Annotated in this window: 13 protein-coding genes and 1 pseudogene; 8 read left to right on the forward strand and 6 right to left on the reverse strand. The window is 65.7% G+C overall.

All coding sequences use genetic code 11. The features are described 5' to 3' along the window. Positions 1 to 89: 89 nt before the first annotated feature. The 3 genes from purB to ACVWW1_RS04415 all read right to left on the reverse strand — a co-directional run bounded on the left by purB (position 90) and on the right by ACVWW1_RS04415 (position 3,616). Positions 90 to 1,397, reverse strand: a complete 1,308-nt coding sequence (gene purB, locus ACVWW1_RS04405; RefSeq protein ID WP_456654980.1) for an adenylosuccinate lyase — start codon at positions 1,395 to 1,397, stop codon at positions 90 to 92. A 163-nt stretch (positions 1,398 to 1,560) separates the two neighbouring features. Then, entirely contained in the window at positions 1,561 to 2,244 is a 684-nt protein-coding gene (locus ACVWW1_RS04410) for a response regulator (protein WP_456654981.1), read from the reverse strand. A gap of 1 nt (position 2,245) precedes the next feature. Next, on the reverse strand, positions 2,246 to 3,616 hold the full coding sequence (locus ACVWW1_RS04415; RefSeq protein WP_456654982.1) for a sensor histidine kinase: 1,371 nt from the start codon (positions 3,614 to 3,616) through the stop codon (positions 2,246 to 2,248). A gap of 220 nt (positions 3,617 to 3,836) precedes the next feature. Here ACVWW1_RS04415 and ACVWW1_RS04420 point away from each other — a divergent pair, with 220 nt between their 5' ends. The 7 genes and pseudogenes from ACVWW1_RS04420 to ACVWW1_RS04450 all read left to right on the forward strand — a co-directional run bounded on the left by ACVWW1_RS04420 (position 3,837) and on the right by ACVWW1_RS04450 (position 9,569). Further along, complete coding sequence (locus tag ACVWW1_RS04420; RefSeq protein WP_456654983.1) at positions 3,837 to 4,631, forward strand: MotA/TolQ/ExbB proton channel family protein; 795 nt, start codon at positions 3,837 to 3,839, stop codon at positions 4,629 to 4,631. Next, positions 4,628 to 5,299: a hypothetical protein gene (locus ACVWW1_RS04425; protein WP_456654984.1), complete on the forward strand. Its 672-nt coding sequence runs from the start codon at positions 4,628 to 4,630 to the stop codon at positions 5,297 to 5,299. Before ACVWW1_RS04420 ends, ACVWW1_RS04425 begins: the two co-directional genes overlap by 4 nt. Further along, entirely contained in the window at positions 5,292 to 5,900 is a 609-nt protein-coding gene (locus ACVWW1_RS04430; RefSeq protein WP_176530337.1) for a hypothetical protein, read from the forward strand. Before ACVWW1_RS04425 ends, ACVWW1_RS04430 begins: the two co-directional genes overlap by 8 nt. A gap of 609 nt (positions 5,901 to 6,509) precedes the next feature. Then, a complete protein-coding gene (locus ACVWW1_RS04435; protein ID WP_275948961.1) occupies positions 6,510 to 6,644 on the forward strand; it encodes a hypothetical protein in 135 nt (44 codons plus the stop codon). After that, the gene (locus ACVWW1_RS04440) at positions 6,641 to 7,234 is read left to right on the forward strand and encodes a TetR family transcriptional regulator (RefSeq protein ID WP_173637448.1); all 594 of its coding nucleotides are present in this window, start codon (positions 6,641 to 6,643) and stop codon (positions 7,232 to 7,234) included. The genes ACVWW1_RS04435 and ACVWW1_RS04440 overlap by 4 nt, the downstream gene beginning before the upstream one ends. Positions 7,235 to 7,342: 108 nt before the next feature. Beyond that, positions 7,343 to 8,083 (forward strand): metallophosphoesterase family protein, encoded by a 741-nt coding sequence (locus tag ACVWW1_RS04445; protein WP_456654985.1) that lies wholly within the window; start codon positions 7,343 to 7,345, stop codon positions 8,081 to 8,083. A gap of 5 nt (positions 8,084 to 8,088) precedes the next feature. Beyond that, positions 8,089 to 9,569 (forward strand): annotated as a pseudogene (locus tag ACVWW1_RS04450) (serine/threonine protein kinase). Between the two features lie 99 nt (positions 9,570 to 9,668). Here ACVWW1_RS04450 and rpe read toward each other — a convergent pair. Then, positions 9,669 to 10,370 carry a ribulose-phosphate 3-epimerase gene (gene rpe, locus ACVWW1_RS04455; protein ID WP_028339914.1) on the reverse strand — a complete coding sequence of 234 codons (702 nt, stop codon included), beginning with the start codon at positions 10,368 to 10,370 and terminating at the stop codon, positions 9,669 to 9,671. A gap of 251 nt (positions 10,371 to 10,621) precedes the next feature. On the opposite strand from rpe, the gene ACVWW1_RS04460 reads away from it, so the two are divergent. Further along, a complete protein-coding gene (locus ACVWW1_RS04460; RefSeq protein ID WP_456654986.1) occupies positions 10,622 to 11,449 on the forward strand; it encodes an EF-hand domain-containing protein in 828 nt (275 codons plus the stop codon). Positions 11,450 to 11,576: 127 nt separating this feature from the next. On the opposite strand, the gene ACVWW1_RS04465 is transcribed toward ACVWW1_RS04460, so the two are convergent. Both ACVWW1_RS04465 and ACVWW1_RS04470 read right to left on the reverse strand, forming a co-directional pair. Continuing rightward, positions 11,577 to 12,572, reverse strand: coding sequence for a P1 family peptidase (locus ACVWW1_RS04465; protein WP_456654987.1), 996 nt, complete (start codon positions 12,570 to 12,572; stop codon positions 11,577 to 11,579). A 196-nt stretch (positions 12,573 to 12,768) separates the two neighbouring features. After that, on the reverse strand, positions 12,769 to 14,328 hold the full coding sequence (locus ACVWW1_RS04470) for a GMC family oxidoreductase (RefSeq protein ID WP_456654988.1): 1,560 nt from the start codon (positions 14,326 to 14,328) through the stop codon (positions 12,769 to 12,771). Positions 14,329 to 14,393 lie beyond the last annotated feature (65 nt).

The raw sequence follows: 14,393 nt of genomic DNA on the forward strand, positions 1-14,393 counted from the left end.
AGCGAGCCCCAATTCGCAATTGCGAATTGTGGAATCTCGAGATTCCGGGTGCGATGCTTCGCATCGCCCCGGAGTGACGGGGAGGAGCGTTACGTTTCCCCGAACACCCGCTTGAAGATCGTGTCGACATGCTTGAGGTGATAGCCGAGGTCGAATTTTTCGTCGATCTCGGCATCCGTCAGGTATTTCTTCACGTCCGCGTCCTGCTTCAGCAGCGTCTGGAAGTCGCCTTCGCCGCGCCAGACCGGCATCGCGTTGCGCTGCACGAATTTGTAGGCGTCCTCGCGGCTCGCGCCCTTTTGGGTCAGCGCGATCAGGACTCGCTGCGAATGCACCAGGCCGCCGAGCCGGTCGAGGTTCTTCTGCATGTTCTGCGGATAGATCAGGAGCTTCTCGATCAGGCCGGCGAGCCGGACCAGCGCGAAGTCGAGCGTGACGGTGGCGTCGGGGGCCATCATGCGCTCGGCCGAGGAGTGCGAGATGTCGCGCTCGTGCCACAGCACGACGTTCTCCAGCGCCGGCGTCACATAGGCGCGCACCATGCGCGACAGGCCGGAGAGGTTCTCCGACAGCACCGGGTTGCGCTTGTGCGGCATCGCCGACGAGCCCTTCTGGCCCTCGGAGAAGAATTCCTCGGCTTCCAGCACCTCGGTGCGCTGCAGATGGCGCACTTCCACCGCGAGCCGCTCGACCGAGGCGGCGATCACGCCGAGGGTGGCAAAATACATTGCGTGGCGGTCGCGCGGGATCACTTGCGTCGAGACCGGCTCCGGCCGCAGGCCCATCGCTTTCGCGACGTGCTCTTCGACCCGCGGGTCGATCTGGGCAAAGGTGCCGACCGCGCCGGAGATCGCGCAGGTCGCGATTTCGTCGCGCGCCGCGACCAGGCGGGCGCGAGCGCGCGCGAACTCGGCATGGGCATAGGCGAGCTTGAGGCCGAACGTGACCGGCTCGGCATGGATGCCGTGGGAGCGGCCGATGGTCGGCGTCATCTTGTGCTCGAAGGCGCGCGTCTTCAGCGCCGTCAGCACCCGGTCGAGATCGGCGATCAAGAGGTCGGCGGCGCGCTTGAGCTGGACGTTGAGGCAGGTGTCGAGCACATCGGAAGAGGTCATGCCCTGGTGCACGAAGCGCGCCTCGGGGCCGACGATCTCGGCGAGATGGGTCAGGAAGGCGATGACGTCGTGCTTGGTCTCACGCTCGATCTCGTCGATCCGCGCGACGTCGAAGGTGGCGTCCTTGCCCTTGGCCCAGATCGTCTTGGCGGCTTCTCTAGGGATCACGCCGAGCTCGGCCAGCGCGTCGGCGGCATGCGCCTCGATCTCGAACCAGATCTTGAAACGCGTCTGCGGCTCCCAGATGGAAGCCATTTCCGGGCGGGAATAACGGGGAATCATTGCGCACTCCGAATCGAGCGGGCGGGGCCACTCACATGGGAATATAGTGCGGAAAACCGGCCAAAATAGCCGGCGTGGTGGCCGTAGCCTGGATCAGCGCAGCGATATCCGAGGCCGCGCGGCCGATCCCGGGGGCGCTGCGCTCACCCGGGCGACAAGGCGGCTACAAATTCGCCAGTCCGCATTCGACCGCTAGGCGGACCAGCTGGGCGTCGGTCCGCATGCCGGTCTTGGCCTTGATCAGATAGTGATAGTTCTGCACGGTCTTAGTGCTGAGGTTGAGGTTTACAGCGATCTGTTCCTTGGTGCTGCCGGCCGCGAACTGCCGGAGAATCTCGATCTCCCGCTCGCCGAGCTGGTCGAGGGCCGATTTGGACGGCACCAGGCTCTCCAGCGCGAGCACCCGGGCGACGTCGTCGCTCATCGCATGCTCGCCGCGCGCCACTGAGCGGATCGCCGCGATCAGCTCGGCCGGCTCGCTGCCCTTGGTGACGAAGCCGCTGGCGCCGGCGCCGAACGCCGCCTTCACCTGGGCGGCCTCGCTGTGCATGCTGAACACCAGGATGCGGGCGTCGGCATCGCGTGCGCGGATGTTGCGGATCGCTTCCAGTCCGCTCGCGCCGGGCATCGAGATGTCCATCACCACTACATCGGGCTGGTGCGACTTGAAGGCGCGGTAGGCGTTGGCGGCGTTGTCGGCCTCGGCGACCACGCTGAAATCGTCCTGATGCTCGAGCACGCGCCGGTAGCCCTGGCGGACGACGGGATGATCGTCCACCAAGAGGATCGAGATGCCGCGACTCTTCACGGTCGTCGTCTTTGCGGCCATCGTCTTTGCAGTCGTCATCTTAGGCGGCGAGCGGGATCGTGGCGGCGACCGAGAGGCCGCGGCGGGCAGCCGCGATCGACAGCGAACCGCCGAGGGCTGCGACGCGCTCGCTGACGCCGGTGAGGCCGAAGCCGGCCGACTGCGCCACCTTGGCGGCATCGCCGCCGCCGTCGTCCTCGACCCGCACCAAGAGCGCGTTCTCGGTTCCGGTGCGCCGCTCGATCCGCAGCACGATCTCGCGCGCGGCGCTGTGGCGCAGCGCATTGGTCAGGCACTCCTGCGCGATGCGATAGGCAGTCGCGGCGACCGTGCCGCTGATGTCGGCAAGATCGCCCTGCAAATCGAGCTGGATCATCGGCTGCGTCGTGCGCGATCGCCAGCTGTCGACCAGATCGACCAGGCTTGCCTCGAGCCCGAGCTCCTCGGCCGGTGGATGGCGCAGGCGGTTCAACGTATCGCGCAGGCAGGCGATGATGCGGCGCGTGGCCTGCGAGATCATCCGTGCATCCTGCGCAATTTCGGTGCTGGCGGCGTATTTGTCGCCGGCGCTTGCCTCGATCGTGGTGGCGAAGGCGAGGATCGCGGTGAGATTCTGCCCGAACTCGTCGTGCAGCTCGCGGGCCAGCGCGCGGCGTTCGTCGCTGCGGATTTCGAGCAGCCGCCGCGTCAGCACCGTGCGCTCCTCCTCGGCCTGCGCGAGGCGGTCGCCGAGATCGCCGACGGCGCGTCCGATCATCGCGAGATCCATCGAGCGGACGCGCGGCAGCGGCGTGCGGTACTCGCCCTCGGCCATGCGCCGCAGCGCCGACACGATCGAGTGGGCGGGCGCCAGCGTATGCGCGATCGCGAGCGAGGCAAGCAGCGCGATGGCGAGCGCCATCAGAAGTGCGACATGGATGTTGTCCTGGATGTGCTGCCAGGCGAGCGCGATCGCGGCGTCCGGATCGGAGACGGCGCGGACGGTTCCGGCGGTGGCAGTGCGGGCGCTGATCGGCCGCTCGACGGTGGCGTGATCGCCGAGCACTGTCTGCACGGTTGCCGCGAACCAGCGCGGCGGGGACTTGCCGATCCCCTTGCTCTGGCCGCAGAGCGGCTTCTCGAAGGCGCCGGCCGGTTCGAACTGCACGCAGATCCCCGGCGCGATCAGTCCCATGGTTTCGATGGTGCGCCAGTCCGGCGCCGGCAGCAGTTGCTCGCGCATCCGGTTGCTGCGCAGCAGCAATTCGCGCCAGTACAAGGCTTCAAGCGCCTGCGAGACCCGCTCAGCGGACGCCGACGTGGCGCGATCGACGCTGCGATAGGCATCGATCGTGGCCCAGACGGTGGCCGCGCCGAGGCACAGCGCGACGATGACGAGCAGGCGGGCGACCAGTTGAAGCACGAGGCGCATGCGATCACTCCACGGCCGGAGCAGGATGCAGAAAGAGGGGGAAGCGTAACAGCAACCCCGTTCCCGGCAAGTGCAAGCATGCCCAGCGATGCAGGTCGGGAAATTTGCCCGACGAAACTTGGGCAGATGTCTTTGGACGGCGCCCGCAGGCTCTGCTCTAACGGGAGGCGAGGCCACCGCGGAGTCTCATGGAACAATCGTCACAGGGAGATCACGCAGCATGAATGCCAACGTCGGCGCCGCGGCCGCATCGGCCGGCACGGATGCGGCGGAGCGTAGCGTCCTGCTGCTCTGGATGATCTTTACCGGCCTTTCGGTGTTCGCCGCCTTCCTGCTCTGGCGTTACGGGCTGATCCGCCTCATGGTCAGTTCCGATCGCACCTACATTTCCAGCGTCATCGCCGTGCTCTACATCGTCACCTGCATCCATTGCTTCTGGCGGACGCGGGCGATTGCGCGGGAAGGCGAGGTCGCGCGCGGCTGCCGCGCCATCCTCGCCGCGCCCGACGGTGCCAAGCTGCTTGTATCAGAGGCGCTTGCACCGGATGCGCGCGGCCTGCCCCGTGGCCTCGTCACCGATCACATCAAGAGCCTGGTGCAGAAAGCGGACGCGCAAGCCAAAGGCCGCATCGACCAGACCCTGCTGCTGCGGACGCTGGCCGATCGCCTGCGCGGCTCGAACGGGTTTGGCGCCTTCGTCTCCGACACGCTGATGAAGCTCGGCCTGCTCGGCACCATCATCGGCTTCATCATCATGCTGGCGCCGATCGCCTCCCTCGATGCCGCCGACAAGGTCGCGATGAAATCGTCGATGGGCCTGATGAGCGACGGCATGGCGGTCGCGATGTACACGACGCTGGCCGGGCTGATCGGATCGATCCTGGTCCGGATCCAGTACTACATGCTGGATTCCGCGACCCAGCGGGTGTTCTCCGATGCGGTCGTGCTGACCGAGACGCACGTCACCCCGGCGTTGGAGCGTCGGCTTGGTTCGCCCCTTGGAACGCCGCCATGATGGACGAGTTCGGGCTCTATCCGCGCGAGGAAGCATTCGATCCCCTCGGCGTCATGCTGTTCAAGGCGCTGCAGGTCGTCGCCTTCCTGTTCTTCCTCGCGCTGCTCGCGGTGTCGCCGGATTCCAAGGAAGGCAAGATCGAGTCCAAGGCGGAGTTCATCATCACGTTGGACTGGCCGGACAACCATCCTGACGATCTCGACCTGTTCGTGCAGGACCCGGCCGGCAACATCGCCTGGTACCGGCATCGCGAGGCCGGCTTCCTGACGCTCGATCGCGACGATCGCGGCGGCGCCAACGACTTCATCGTGGTCAACGGCAAGAAGATCGCGTCGCCGATCCGCGAGGAGATCGTCACCTTGCGCGGCATCGTCGCCGGCGAATACACCGTCAACGTCTCGCATTTCCAGGCGACGACCGGCGAGCCGGTGCAGGCCAATGTGAAGGTGCAGAAGCTCAATCCGACGGCGCAGGTCATCTTCGACGACAAGCTGACCGTCACTCACACCGGCGACGAGAAGACCGCGGTCAGGTTTCGCATCGACGCCGAGGGCAAGGTGATCAACGTCGACCAGCGACCGAAATCGCTGCTGGAGACGTTTCGTAACGTCCATGCCAACGGCGCCGATCTCGACCCGAAGACCGGGGTGAGGATGCGCCGTGATTAGTCTGCAATCAGTGATTCTCACGCTTGCGGTCGCCTACGCGGCGGTCGGCGCGCTGCTGCTGATCGTGCTGGTCTATGCGCGGCTGCACTGGTCGCTGAAGGCGATCGTGATCGTCGTGACCAGCGCGTTCTATTTCGTCAGCTTCGGCGGCATGCGCGGCCTGCTCGGCTGGGCCTCCGCGGAAAAGCTGCCGGCGAATTTCAAGCTGCTGTCGACGCGGATCGTGGAGCCGCATTCGCTGGAGGGGGATCCGGGCTCGATCTATCTCTGGGTTGAGGAGCTTGATGAAGACAACCGGCCGAGCGCCGTGCCACGCGCCTTCCGGATTCCCTATAGCGACGCGTTGGCCGAGCAGACCCACACCGCCGACAACGAGATCAAGGCCGGGCATCCGCAGGGCGGGCGGGCAGCGGATTTCGGCGGCGGCGACGGGACCATCATGGATTTCGTCAGGGAGTACATCACGCCGAAGACGCTTCTGGAGACCACCGGTGGCGATTCCACCACCGGGACCTTCGTGCCGCCGCCGGCCGGCGCGCAAGGATCAGTTTTCACGCCGCTGCCACCGCCCCGGATGCCGCCCAAGGACGAGCAACAATAGCTGGATGCAACCAACACGAGGATGGCATAAAAATAGGGATCGCCAATAATCGGTCAGCCGGGTGGACAGTAGTCATCCGGAATTCCTCAATTCCGTGAACCGTGTAGTCTTGGGGCTAACCGGGGCTAGATTTCATCCCCAAGCCATTTTCCCGGCAAAGGGGCCGCTGCGTGAAGCGGCCCCTTTCGATTCCGGAGCCCGGTTCCAGTGCCTCAGAGCACTGTCAGGAATGCGATCGTGAGAACCATCAGCCACCCGACGATAACGAGCGAGACCACCGCGCCCGCGGTGATCTTCGCGATCTCCTTGAAGGTCATCGGCCGGTCCATGCAAACCTCTCCCGGGTAGCCCTGAGGGGTACATAGGCACGGACTGGCTAGTCGCCCCAACCGCTCACGGAACGGTGTAGTGCGCCGCACGGGCCGGGCCGCAGGGGGCCCGTCTGGATCGCATACCTGTCATCTCGCAAAGTTTGTCTGACAGATATTGAAATCTGTCAGCGGGATGGTCTATATACTCACGAGCCCAAGGGAGGAGGGCGCCCAGTGGCTGTTCCGGCATTTGGCCGGGGAGCCGTACTTAATTTGACTACCTCGAAGGACTACCTCCATGACGATAGAAATCTTTCAATTGACCGCCCAGATTCAACAGTGGCTCAATCTTCGCGTCGCCCGCCATCTGGCAGCCCAGGCTGCCAAGTTCAGCCGCGGGCAGGACAGCGCTAACCAGACGGTAAACGCATGAACGAGGCGGTGGTGTTGACACCCGAGCGGATCCTTGAAGCAACCGAGGATGTTTTGAGGCGCTTCGGGCTCGCCAAGGCCACCGTTGTCGACGTTGCCCGTGCGCTGGATGTCAGCCACGGCAGCGTGTACCGCCATTTCCCCAGCAAAGCCTCGCTCCGCGATGCGGTCGCCAAACGCTGGCTCGACCGCGCCAACGAGCCGCTGTGCAAGCTCGCGGCAAGCGATGGCCCTGCGCCGGAACGGCTGGAGAAATGGCTGCGCACCGCCTTCACGATCAAGCAGAAGAAGGTCTGCGACGATCCCGAGATGTTCGCGACCTACCTCGCACTCGCGCAGGATGCGCGCGAAGTAGTGGAAGCCTACAAGGACAAGCAGGTCGATCTGATCGCGAAAATCCTGTCCGACGGTGTCGCGCAGGGCGTATTCGAGGTCGACAATGTGAAGGCGACCGCGCGGGCCGTGTTCGACGCCACCGTCCGCTACCACCACCCGGCGCATGCCGAGGAATGGGCCAAGCCCGAATGCCCGTCGCGGATCGACGCCCTGATCGCCCTGCTGCTGCGGGGCGTGCGGGTGTGCAAGCACTAACCGACCGTTCTTCCGACATACCCTGATCATCTGATGCCTTTGGCCCGATTGCGAGCCCGGGGCCGCGTGTGCTTGATATCGGGTACGGGATCAGCAGCACGGACCACGATGCGGCTTGGACTCTTTGCCGATATTCATGCCAACCGGCAGGCCTTCGCGGCCTGCCTCGATGCTGCGCGTGCGCGCGGCGCCGAACGGCTGATCTGCCTCGGCGATATCGTCGGCTACGGCGCCGATCCCGAATGGGCCGTCGATACGGTGATGGACCTCGTCGCCAAGGGCGCGATTGCGGTGCGCGGCAATCATGACAATGCGATCGGCGTGCCGAGCGACAGCATGAATGCCGATGCGCAGGCCGCCATCGACTGGACCCGTGGCCGGCTCAGCGCCGGGCAGAAGGAGTTCCTCGCCGAGCTGCCGATGTCGCGGGAAGAGGACAACCGGCTCTACGTGCATTCCGAGGCATCAGACCCCGCGAAGTGGCGCTACGTCCGTGACACCTCCGACGCCGCGCGCAGCATGATGGCAACCGAATTGCAGATCACCTTCTGCGGCCATATCCATCGTCCGGGCCTCTACTCGATGTCCTCGACCGCGAAGATGACGAGCTTCGTTCCGACCGCGGGCGTCGCGGTGCAATTGTTGACGGGGCGGCGCTGGCTCGCCGTGCTCGGCTCGGTCGGCCAGCCGCGCGACGGCGATCCGGCGGCTTCGTTTGCGATGTTCGACACCATCAGCCGCGAGATCACCTATCACCGCGTGCCCTACGACGTCGCGACTGCCGCGGCGCGGATCAAGGCCAGCGGCCTGCCGCTCTGGCTCGCCGACCGCCTGCCGATCGGCAGGTAATGCAGATGGCGGCGCTGACGATGCAGGCGGGCGCCGAGATCGATGGCTTCACCATCGGCGAGCGGGTGCACCGCGGCGGCATGGCGACGCTGTGGACCGTCACCCACCCGGGCATCACCGTGCCGCTTTTGATGAAGGTGCCGCTCACCTCGGAGGGCGAGGATCCGGCCGCGATCGTCAGCTTCGAGATGGAGCAGATGATCCTGCCGCGGCTGTCGGGGCCGCACGTGCCGGCCTGTTTCGGCACCGGCGACTTCGAGCGTCAGGCCTACGTGGTGATGGAGCGCATCCCCGGCCAGACGCTCTACAAGCGGCTCGACGCCCTGCCGATGCCGTATGAGGAGGTAAGGGTGATCGGCGGCAAGGTCGCGACCGCGCTCGCCAGCCTGCACCGGCAGAACGTCATCCATCACGACATCAAGCCGAGCAGCATCATGTTCCGCGAGCGCGGCGAGGCGGTGCTGATCGATTTCGGTCTCTCGCATCACAAGCATCTGCCCGACCTGTTGCAGGAGGAGTTTCGGCTGCCTTACGGCACCGCGCCCTACATGGCGCCGGAACGCCTGCTCGGCGTGCGCGACGATCCGCGCAGCGATCTGTTTTCGCTCGGCGTGCTGCTCTATTTCTTCACCACCGGGGTCCGCCCGTTCGGCGAGACCGAGACCCTGCGCGGCATGCGCCGGCGGCTGTGGCGCGACCCGTATCCGCCGCGCAAGCTGAAGCCCGACTATCCGCCTTGGGGCTGCAGGAGATCGTGTTGCGCTGTCTGGAGATCGATCCGGCGGCGCGCTATCCGACCGCGGCGCAGCTCGCGTTCGATCTCGGCCACCCCGAGCAGGTGAAGCTGACGGCGCGGGCGCAGCGGCTCGATCGCGATCCGCTCGGCGCGGTGTGGCGCCGCCGCTTCAATCTCGGCGCGGCCCCGCCGCAGCCGAAGTCCGATGTCGCCGCGCAACTCGCCTCGAGCCCGATCGTCGCCGTCGCGCTCGATCTCGGCGAGGGGACCGAGGCGCTGAACGAGACCATCCGCGTCACGGCCGAGCAGGTGCTGTCGACGTCGCCGTCGGCGCGGCTCGCCTGCGTCAACGTGCTGAAGCTCAATCGCCTGGCGATCGACCGCACCCATGACGAGCAGGGCCAGAACAAGCATGTCGACCGCCTGGTGGCGCTCCAGCATTGGGCGCGGCCGTTCAGGCTCGAGGAGGGGCGGCTGACCGTGCATGTGCTGGAGGCGATCGATCCCGCCGCCGCGATCCTGGAATTCGCCGCGGTCAATCTGGTCGACCACATCATCATCGGCGCGCGGCAGAACTCGATGCGGCGCGCGCTGCTCGGCAGCGTGTCCGCCAAGGTCGCCGGGGAAGCGCCGTGCACGGTGACCGTGGTGCGGCCGTCGCGGCTGACGCCGGCGACGGAGGCCGAAGACGGCGACGGCGCGGCGGACCCGGCGGCCGGTGCCGCGGTCACGCCGCCCGCATTATTCTAGAACTTCGGTTCTGATCGGATCAGAACCGAAGTTCTGGATTCTTGTTTGGACGCGTTTTCTTCACGCGAACCGGTATCCACTTCGCTCGAAAACGCTCTGTCAGATCGCTTCGCCGCGCGCCTCGGCGGCCGCATGGCGGATCGCAGCGATGTTGGTCTTGTAGGCCTCGACGGTGCCGCCCTTGAAGACAGCGGAGCCCGCGACAAAGGCGTTGGCGCCGGCGGCGGCGAGCTGGCCCGCGACATCGGGCGCGACGCCGCCATCGACCTCGATGTCGATCGGGCGCCCCGCGACCATCGCCCTGACGTCAGAGATCTTGCCGATCGCCGAGCGGATGAAGGCCTGGCCGCCGAAGCCGGGATTGACCGACATCACCAGCACGAGGTCGATCAGGTCGAGCACATATTCGATCGCGCTTGCCGGCGTTGCCGGATTGAGCGAGACGCCGGCCTTCTTGCCGAGCGCGCGGATCGCCTGCAGCGAGCGATGCAAATGCGGACCGGCCTCGGCATGCACCGTGATGTGGTCGCAGCCCGCCTTGGCGAAGGCCTCGAGATAGGGGTCGCAGGGCGAGATCATCAGATGGGCGTCGAAGATCTTTTTGGTATGCGGCCGCATCGCCTTGATGACATCGGGGCCATACGAGATGTTTGGAACAAAGTGTCCGTCCATCACGTCGAGATGGATCCAATCGGCGCCGGCCTGGTCGACGGCGCGGACCTCCTCGCCGAGCTTTGAGAAATCCGACGCCAGGATCGACGGAGCGATGACGAGGGGACGCGGGGTGAATGACTGAGTCATAGCGCAGTTCCGAAAGGCTTCAGGGGGCGACGGGTGAACCCGCCTAACACGCGGACGCGTGGCGGGCAATGCGAGCGGACGGCACCTTGGAGCCGGAAAATTCTGCCGCCGGCGGCAGCTCTTGCCGGGTGCGCGGAACTCGCATCGATGCGCTAAGGCCTGGTTTTATTGAGTTTTTGCCATGGCACGCCCCTTGCTGCGCCTTTGGCAAGCGTTTGAGCCGCCAGGCGCGGCTTTGTTGGAGTATTGCCATGTTATTTGCCATTGGCGCTGCGTCATCCGCCATTGATCTTTTGAGCTCGCTGATGTCGTCGAAGTCGACGACACAGACCGGCAGCTCCACGCAGGGAAATCAGTCGACCGGGCTGTTCTCGGCCTCGACCAGTACCTCGATGTCGACCAGCAGCAGCACGGCTACCGGCTCGGGCAGCAGTAGCTCCACGCAGATTTCGCCGCTGACCATGAGCGCGCTGCTCGACGCGCAGAGCCAGTCGCAGACCACGGCCTCGACGAGCGCGACCCCGACCAGCCGGTCGGATGCGCTGAAGGATCTGTTCTCGCAGATCGACGCCGACGGCAACGGCCAGATCACCAAGACCGAATTCGAGAATGCGCTCGGCGCCGGCGGCACCAACATCGCGCAGGCCGACGACGTGTTCTCCAAGCTCGATGCCAATGGCGACGGCAGCGTCAGCCTCGACGAGATGTCGCAGGCGTTGCAGGGCCACAAGGGCGGCGGCCATCACCATCACCACGCGGCCGGCGGCGCGACCGATGGATCTGGCGCCAGCAGTGGTTCGGGTGGATCGAGCTCCGATCCGCTGATGCAGGCGCTGAACGGCGCCACCTCGACCTCGGTGACCAACAGCGACGGCTCGACCACCACGACGACGACCTATGCCGACGGCTCCAAGGTGTCGATGACGTCGGCGGCCACGTCGTCGACCACCAGCAGCGCGAATTCGTCCTCTGCCGGCAGCAACGCGACCTCGTCCTACAATTTCATCGAGCAGCTGATCCAGCGCCAGTCGCAGGCGATATCGGCCCAGGCCTCGTCGTCGCTATCGGTCAGCGCCTAATTCGGATTTGCTCCTAGCCGTCATTGCGAGCGAAGCGAAGCAATCCATCTGTCCGCACGCGTGGACAGATGGATTGCTTCGTCGCTACCGCTCCTCGCAATGACGGCAGAACCGGTAGAGCGCTGACCTAATCGAATTCGTCCCGCCAGCTCGGTAGCGCGCCGGGGAAGGGCAGGGCGGTGGCTGAATGGACGCCACGCGCGATGGCGCGCGCCACTGTGTTGGCGGCGATCGCGCCGAGCTTGGTCAGCCCGAACAGCGGATCGACCGGCTTGGCGCCCGTGGCCGCGGCAAATACCACATCGCCATCGAGCGGGGCGTGCACGGGATAGATCGCGCGCGCCATGCCGGTCTGCGCGATAATCGCAAGGCGCTTCGCCTGCGGCTTGGTCAGCTGCGCATCGGTCACGACAACGACGAGCGTGGTGTTCTCGGCGGCGGTAGCGTCCGCGCCGCCCTTCAGCCGCAGCTTCAGCATGTCCGGCGTGAACGCGGGCGGCAGGCCGCGACCGCCGAACTCGCTATCGACCTCGAACGGCGCCGCCCAGAACCAGGGGCCGCTGCCGACCGTGACGCTGCCGACCGCGTTGACCACCGCGAGCGCTGCGACCTTGACGCCGTCGTCGGTGACGGCCGACGCCGAGCCGAGGCCGCCCTTCAAATTGGCGGTGGTCGCGCCCATGCCGGCGCCGACGCTGCCGAGCTCGAAATTGTCGGAGGTGGCATTCGCCGCCGCGTAGCCGAGATCGCGATAGGGCGGAAAGCGTCCCCACGCCTTGTTGCCGCCGTTGAGCAGATCAAAGCAGATCGCACCCGGCACGATCGGGATCACCGCATCGCGGATGCGAAAGCCGCGGCCGCGCTCGGCGAGCCAGGCCTGCACGCCGCCGGCCGCGTCAAGCCCGAGCGCGGAGCCGCCGGACAGCGTGATGCCGTCGATCGCCTCGACGACGTTATGCGGGGACAGCAGCGCGTCCTCGCGGGTGCCCGGACCGCCGCCGCGGACATCGATCGAGGCCACCGCCGGCCGCTCGAACAGGATCGCGGTGACGCCCGAGGCGATCACGGCGTCGTCGGCGTGGCCGACGCTGACGCCGGCAACATCGGTGAGAAGGTTTTTCACGATTGAGTCCGTCTGCGCCTTGTCCGAGCTTTGGCTGCTCGAACCGGTATAGCAGCTGCGGCGGGCCCGGCCAGAGCGTTTTCGAGCGAAGTGGACACCGGTTCGTGTGAAGAAAACGTGTCAAGACAAGAATCTAGAGCTTCGGTTCTGATTCAATCAGAACCGAAAATGCCTAGAGGCGCGTTGACGGCCTGGTTTACGACCTCATCATCCGGGCAATGGCTTCGCCAATGACAACCGTTGTGAAGTGCGTATTGGCCCGGCAATCGGACGGCATGATCGATGCGTCGGCGACCCGCAGGCCGCCGATGCCCCTCACCGTACCGTCGGGATTGACCACGCCCGCGGGATCGTTGACGCCGGCCATCCGGCAGCTGCCGGCTGCATGCTGGATATCGCCGGTCTCCCGTCGCAACACCGCCTCGAGCTCGGCTGTCGGCAAGGCTGCGGCGGCCGGCAGGGTCAGCTCGGTATCTCCGAGGCGGATCCAGTCCGATATGCCGGCCAGTGCCGTCTGCGTGGCCAGGACGGCGAACCGCTTCACCGCATCGGTCATGCGAAGCATGTCGCGTTGATCGGCCAGCATGTTCTCCTCGACGATCGGATCGATCATCGGATCGGGCGAAGCCAGTTTCAGCTGACCACGCGAATAGGCATTGAACAGTCCTGCGCCGATCGCTCCGGGATTTCCGATACCGCGATGGTTGAAACCGATCATGATCATATCGCGCTTGCCGCCGTCGGCGAGACCAGATGAATAGGTCACGCAGCAATTGGTGTGGCGCGTATCCGGATCAGTGGGCCGCAGATCCTCACGCAGCTGGATCGTCATGCGAAACAGCGGATGATCGAAGAAATTACGGCCGACCGGCAGATCACGCTCGACCGCGATCCCCATGGCTTGCAGTTCGGCCGCCGGGCCAATGCCCGAGCGCAGCAAAATTGCGGGGCTATGGATGGCGCCGCCGCACAGCACGATCTCGCGTGCGTCGATCTCGCTGGTGCCCTGGCCGTCGATATGGACCCGGACGCCGGTCGCCCTGCCGTCGCGGATCAGGACCCGGTCGACCAGCGCCTTGCCACGGATCTCCAGATTGGCGCGGCCACGCGCCGGCTCGAGATAGCCTTCGTTGGTTGTTATGCGACGACCGTTGCGGCTGTTGATCGGATAGCAGGCAACGCCTTCGCCATCGGGGCCGTTGACATCGGCGCACCACGGATAGCCGCTGGCGAGAGCTGCATCGCGCAGGCCGCGATCAATCGGCCCCCACGTCTCTAGCGGCGCGCGATAGACCGGCAGCGGACCGCCGCGTCCATGTCCGTTGGTGTCGCCGAATTCCTCGTCGTCCTCGATGTCAGAGAAAAACGGCATGATCTCGCGCGCGGACCAGCCGGTGCAGCCGAGCGCGGCCCATTCGTCGAAAGCGTCCGCGACGCCGCGAATGGCGATCTGGCCGTTCATCATCGAGCTGCCGCCCAGCCCCTTGCCGCGCCAATAGAAGCGCGGTTCCTGCCCCGCGATGCGGCGGGTCAGGAGGTCGGGCCACTGCCACTTCTCCTGGAATTCCCGCTGGTGAATGATGGGAATCGGGTTGGGCGTCCTGATCTCCCAGGGTGCTTCATCGGCACGCCAGTCGAGGCCCGCTTCCAGCAGCAGCACCCGCCGCTTTCGATCCTCGGACAATCGGGCGGCAATGGCAGCGCCGGCAGAGCCGCCGCCGACGACGATCACATCGTACGTGGTATCAAGTGACATGGCATCAAACCTTGCTGCGTCGGAAAGTTCAAACAAAGGACATCAGATGACATCCCGACATCTCT

Source organism: Bradyrhizobium sp. JR3.5, from assembly GCF_054057015.1.

Excerpts from the sequence above, each read along its gene's own strand:
- purB (WP_456654980.1), bottom strand. The coding sequence starts at position 1,397 with ATGATTCCCCGTTATTCCCGCCCGGAAATGGCTTCCATCTGGGAGCCG.
- ACVWW1_RS04410 (WP_456654981.1), bottom strand. The coding sequence starts at position 2,244 with ATGACGACTGCAAAGACGATGGCCGCAAAGACGACGACCGTGAAGAGT.
- ACVWW1_RS04415 (WP_456654982.1), bottom strand. The coding sequence starts at position 3,616 with ATGCGCCTCGTGCTTCAACTGGTCGCCCGCCTGCTCGTCATCGTCGCG.
- ACVWW1_RS04420 (WP_456654983.1), top strand. The coding sequence starts at position 3,837 with ATGAATGCCAACGTCGGCGCCGCGGCCGCATCGGCCGGCACGGATGCG.
- ACVWW1_RS04425 (WP_456654984.1), top strand. The coding sequence starts at position 4,628 with ATGATGGACGAGTTCGGGCTCTATCCGCGCGAGGAAGCATTCGATCCC.
- ACVWW1_RS04435 (WP_275948961.1), top strand. The coding sequence starts at position 6,510 with ATGACGATAGAAATCTTTCAATTGACCGCCCAGATTCAACAGTGGCTC.
- ACVWW1_RS04440 (WP_173637448.1), top strand. The coding sequence starts at position 6,641 with ATGAACGAGGCGGTGGTGTTGACACCCGAGCGGATCCTTGAAGCAACC.
- ACVWW1_RS04445 (WP_456654985.1), top strand. The coding sequence starts at position 7,343 with ATGCGGCTTGGACTCTTTGCCGATATTCATGCCAACCGGCAGGCCTTC.
- rpe (WP_028339914.1), bottom strand. The coding sequence starts at position 10,370 with ATGACTCAGTCATTCACCCCGCGTCCCCTCGTCATCGCTCCGTCGATC.
- ACVWW1_RS04460 (WP_456654986.1), top strand. The coding sequence starts at position 10,622 with ATGTTATTTGCCATTGGCGCTGCGTCATCCGCCATTGATCTTTTGAGC.
- ACVWW1_RS04470 (WP_456654988.1), bottom strand. The coding sequence starts at position 14,328 with ATGTCACTTGATACCACGTACGATGTGATCGTCGTCGGCGGCGGCTCT.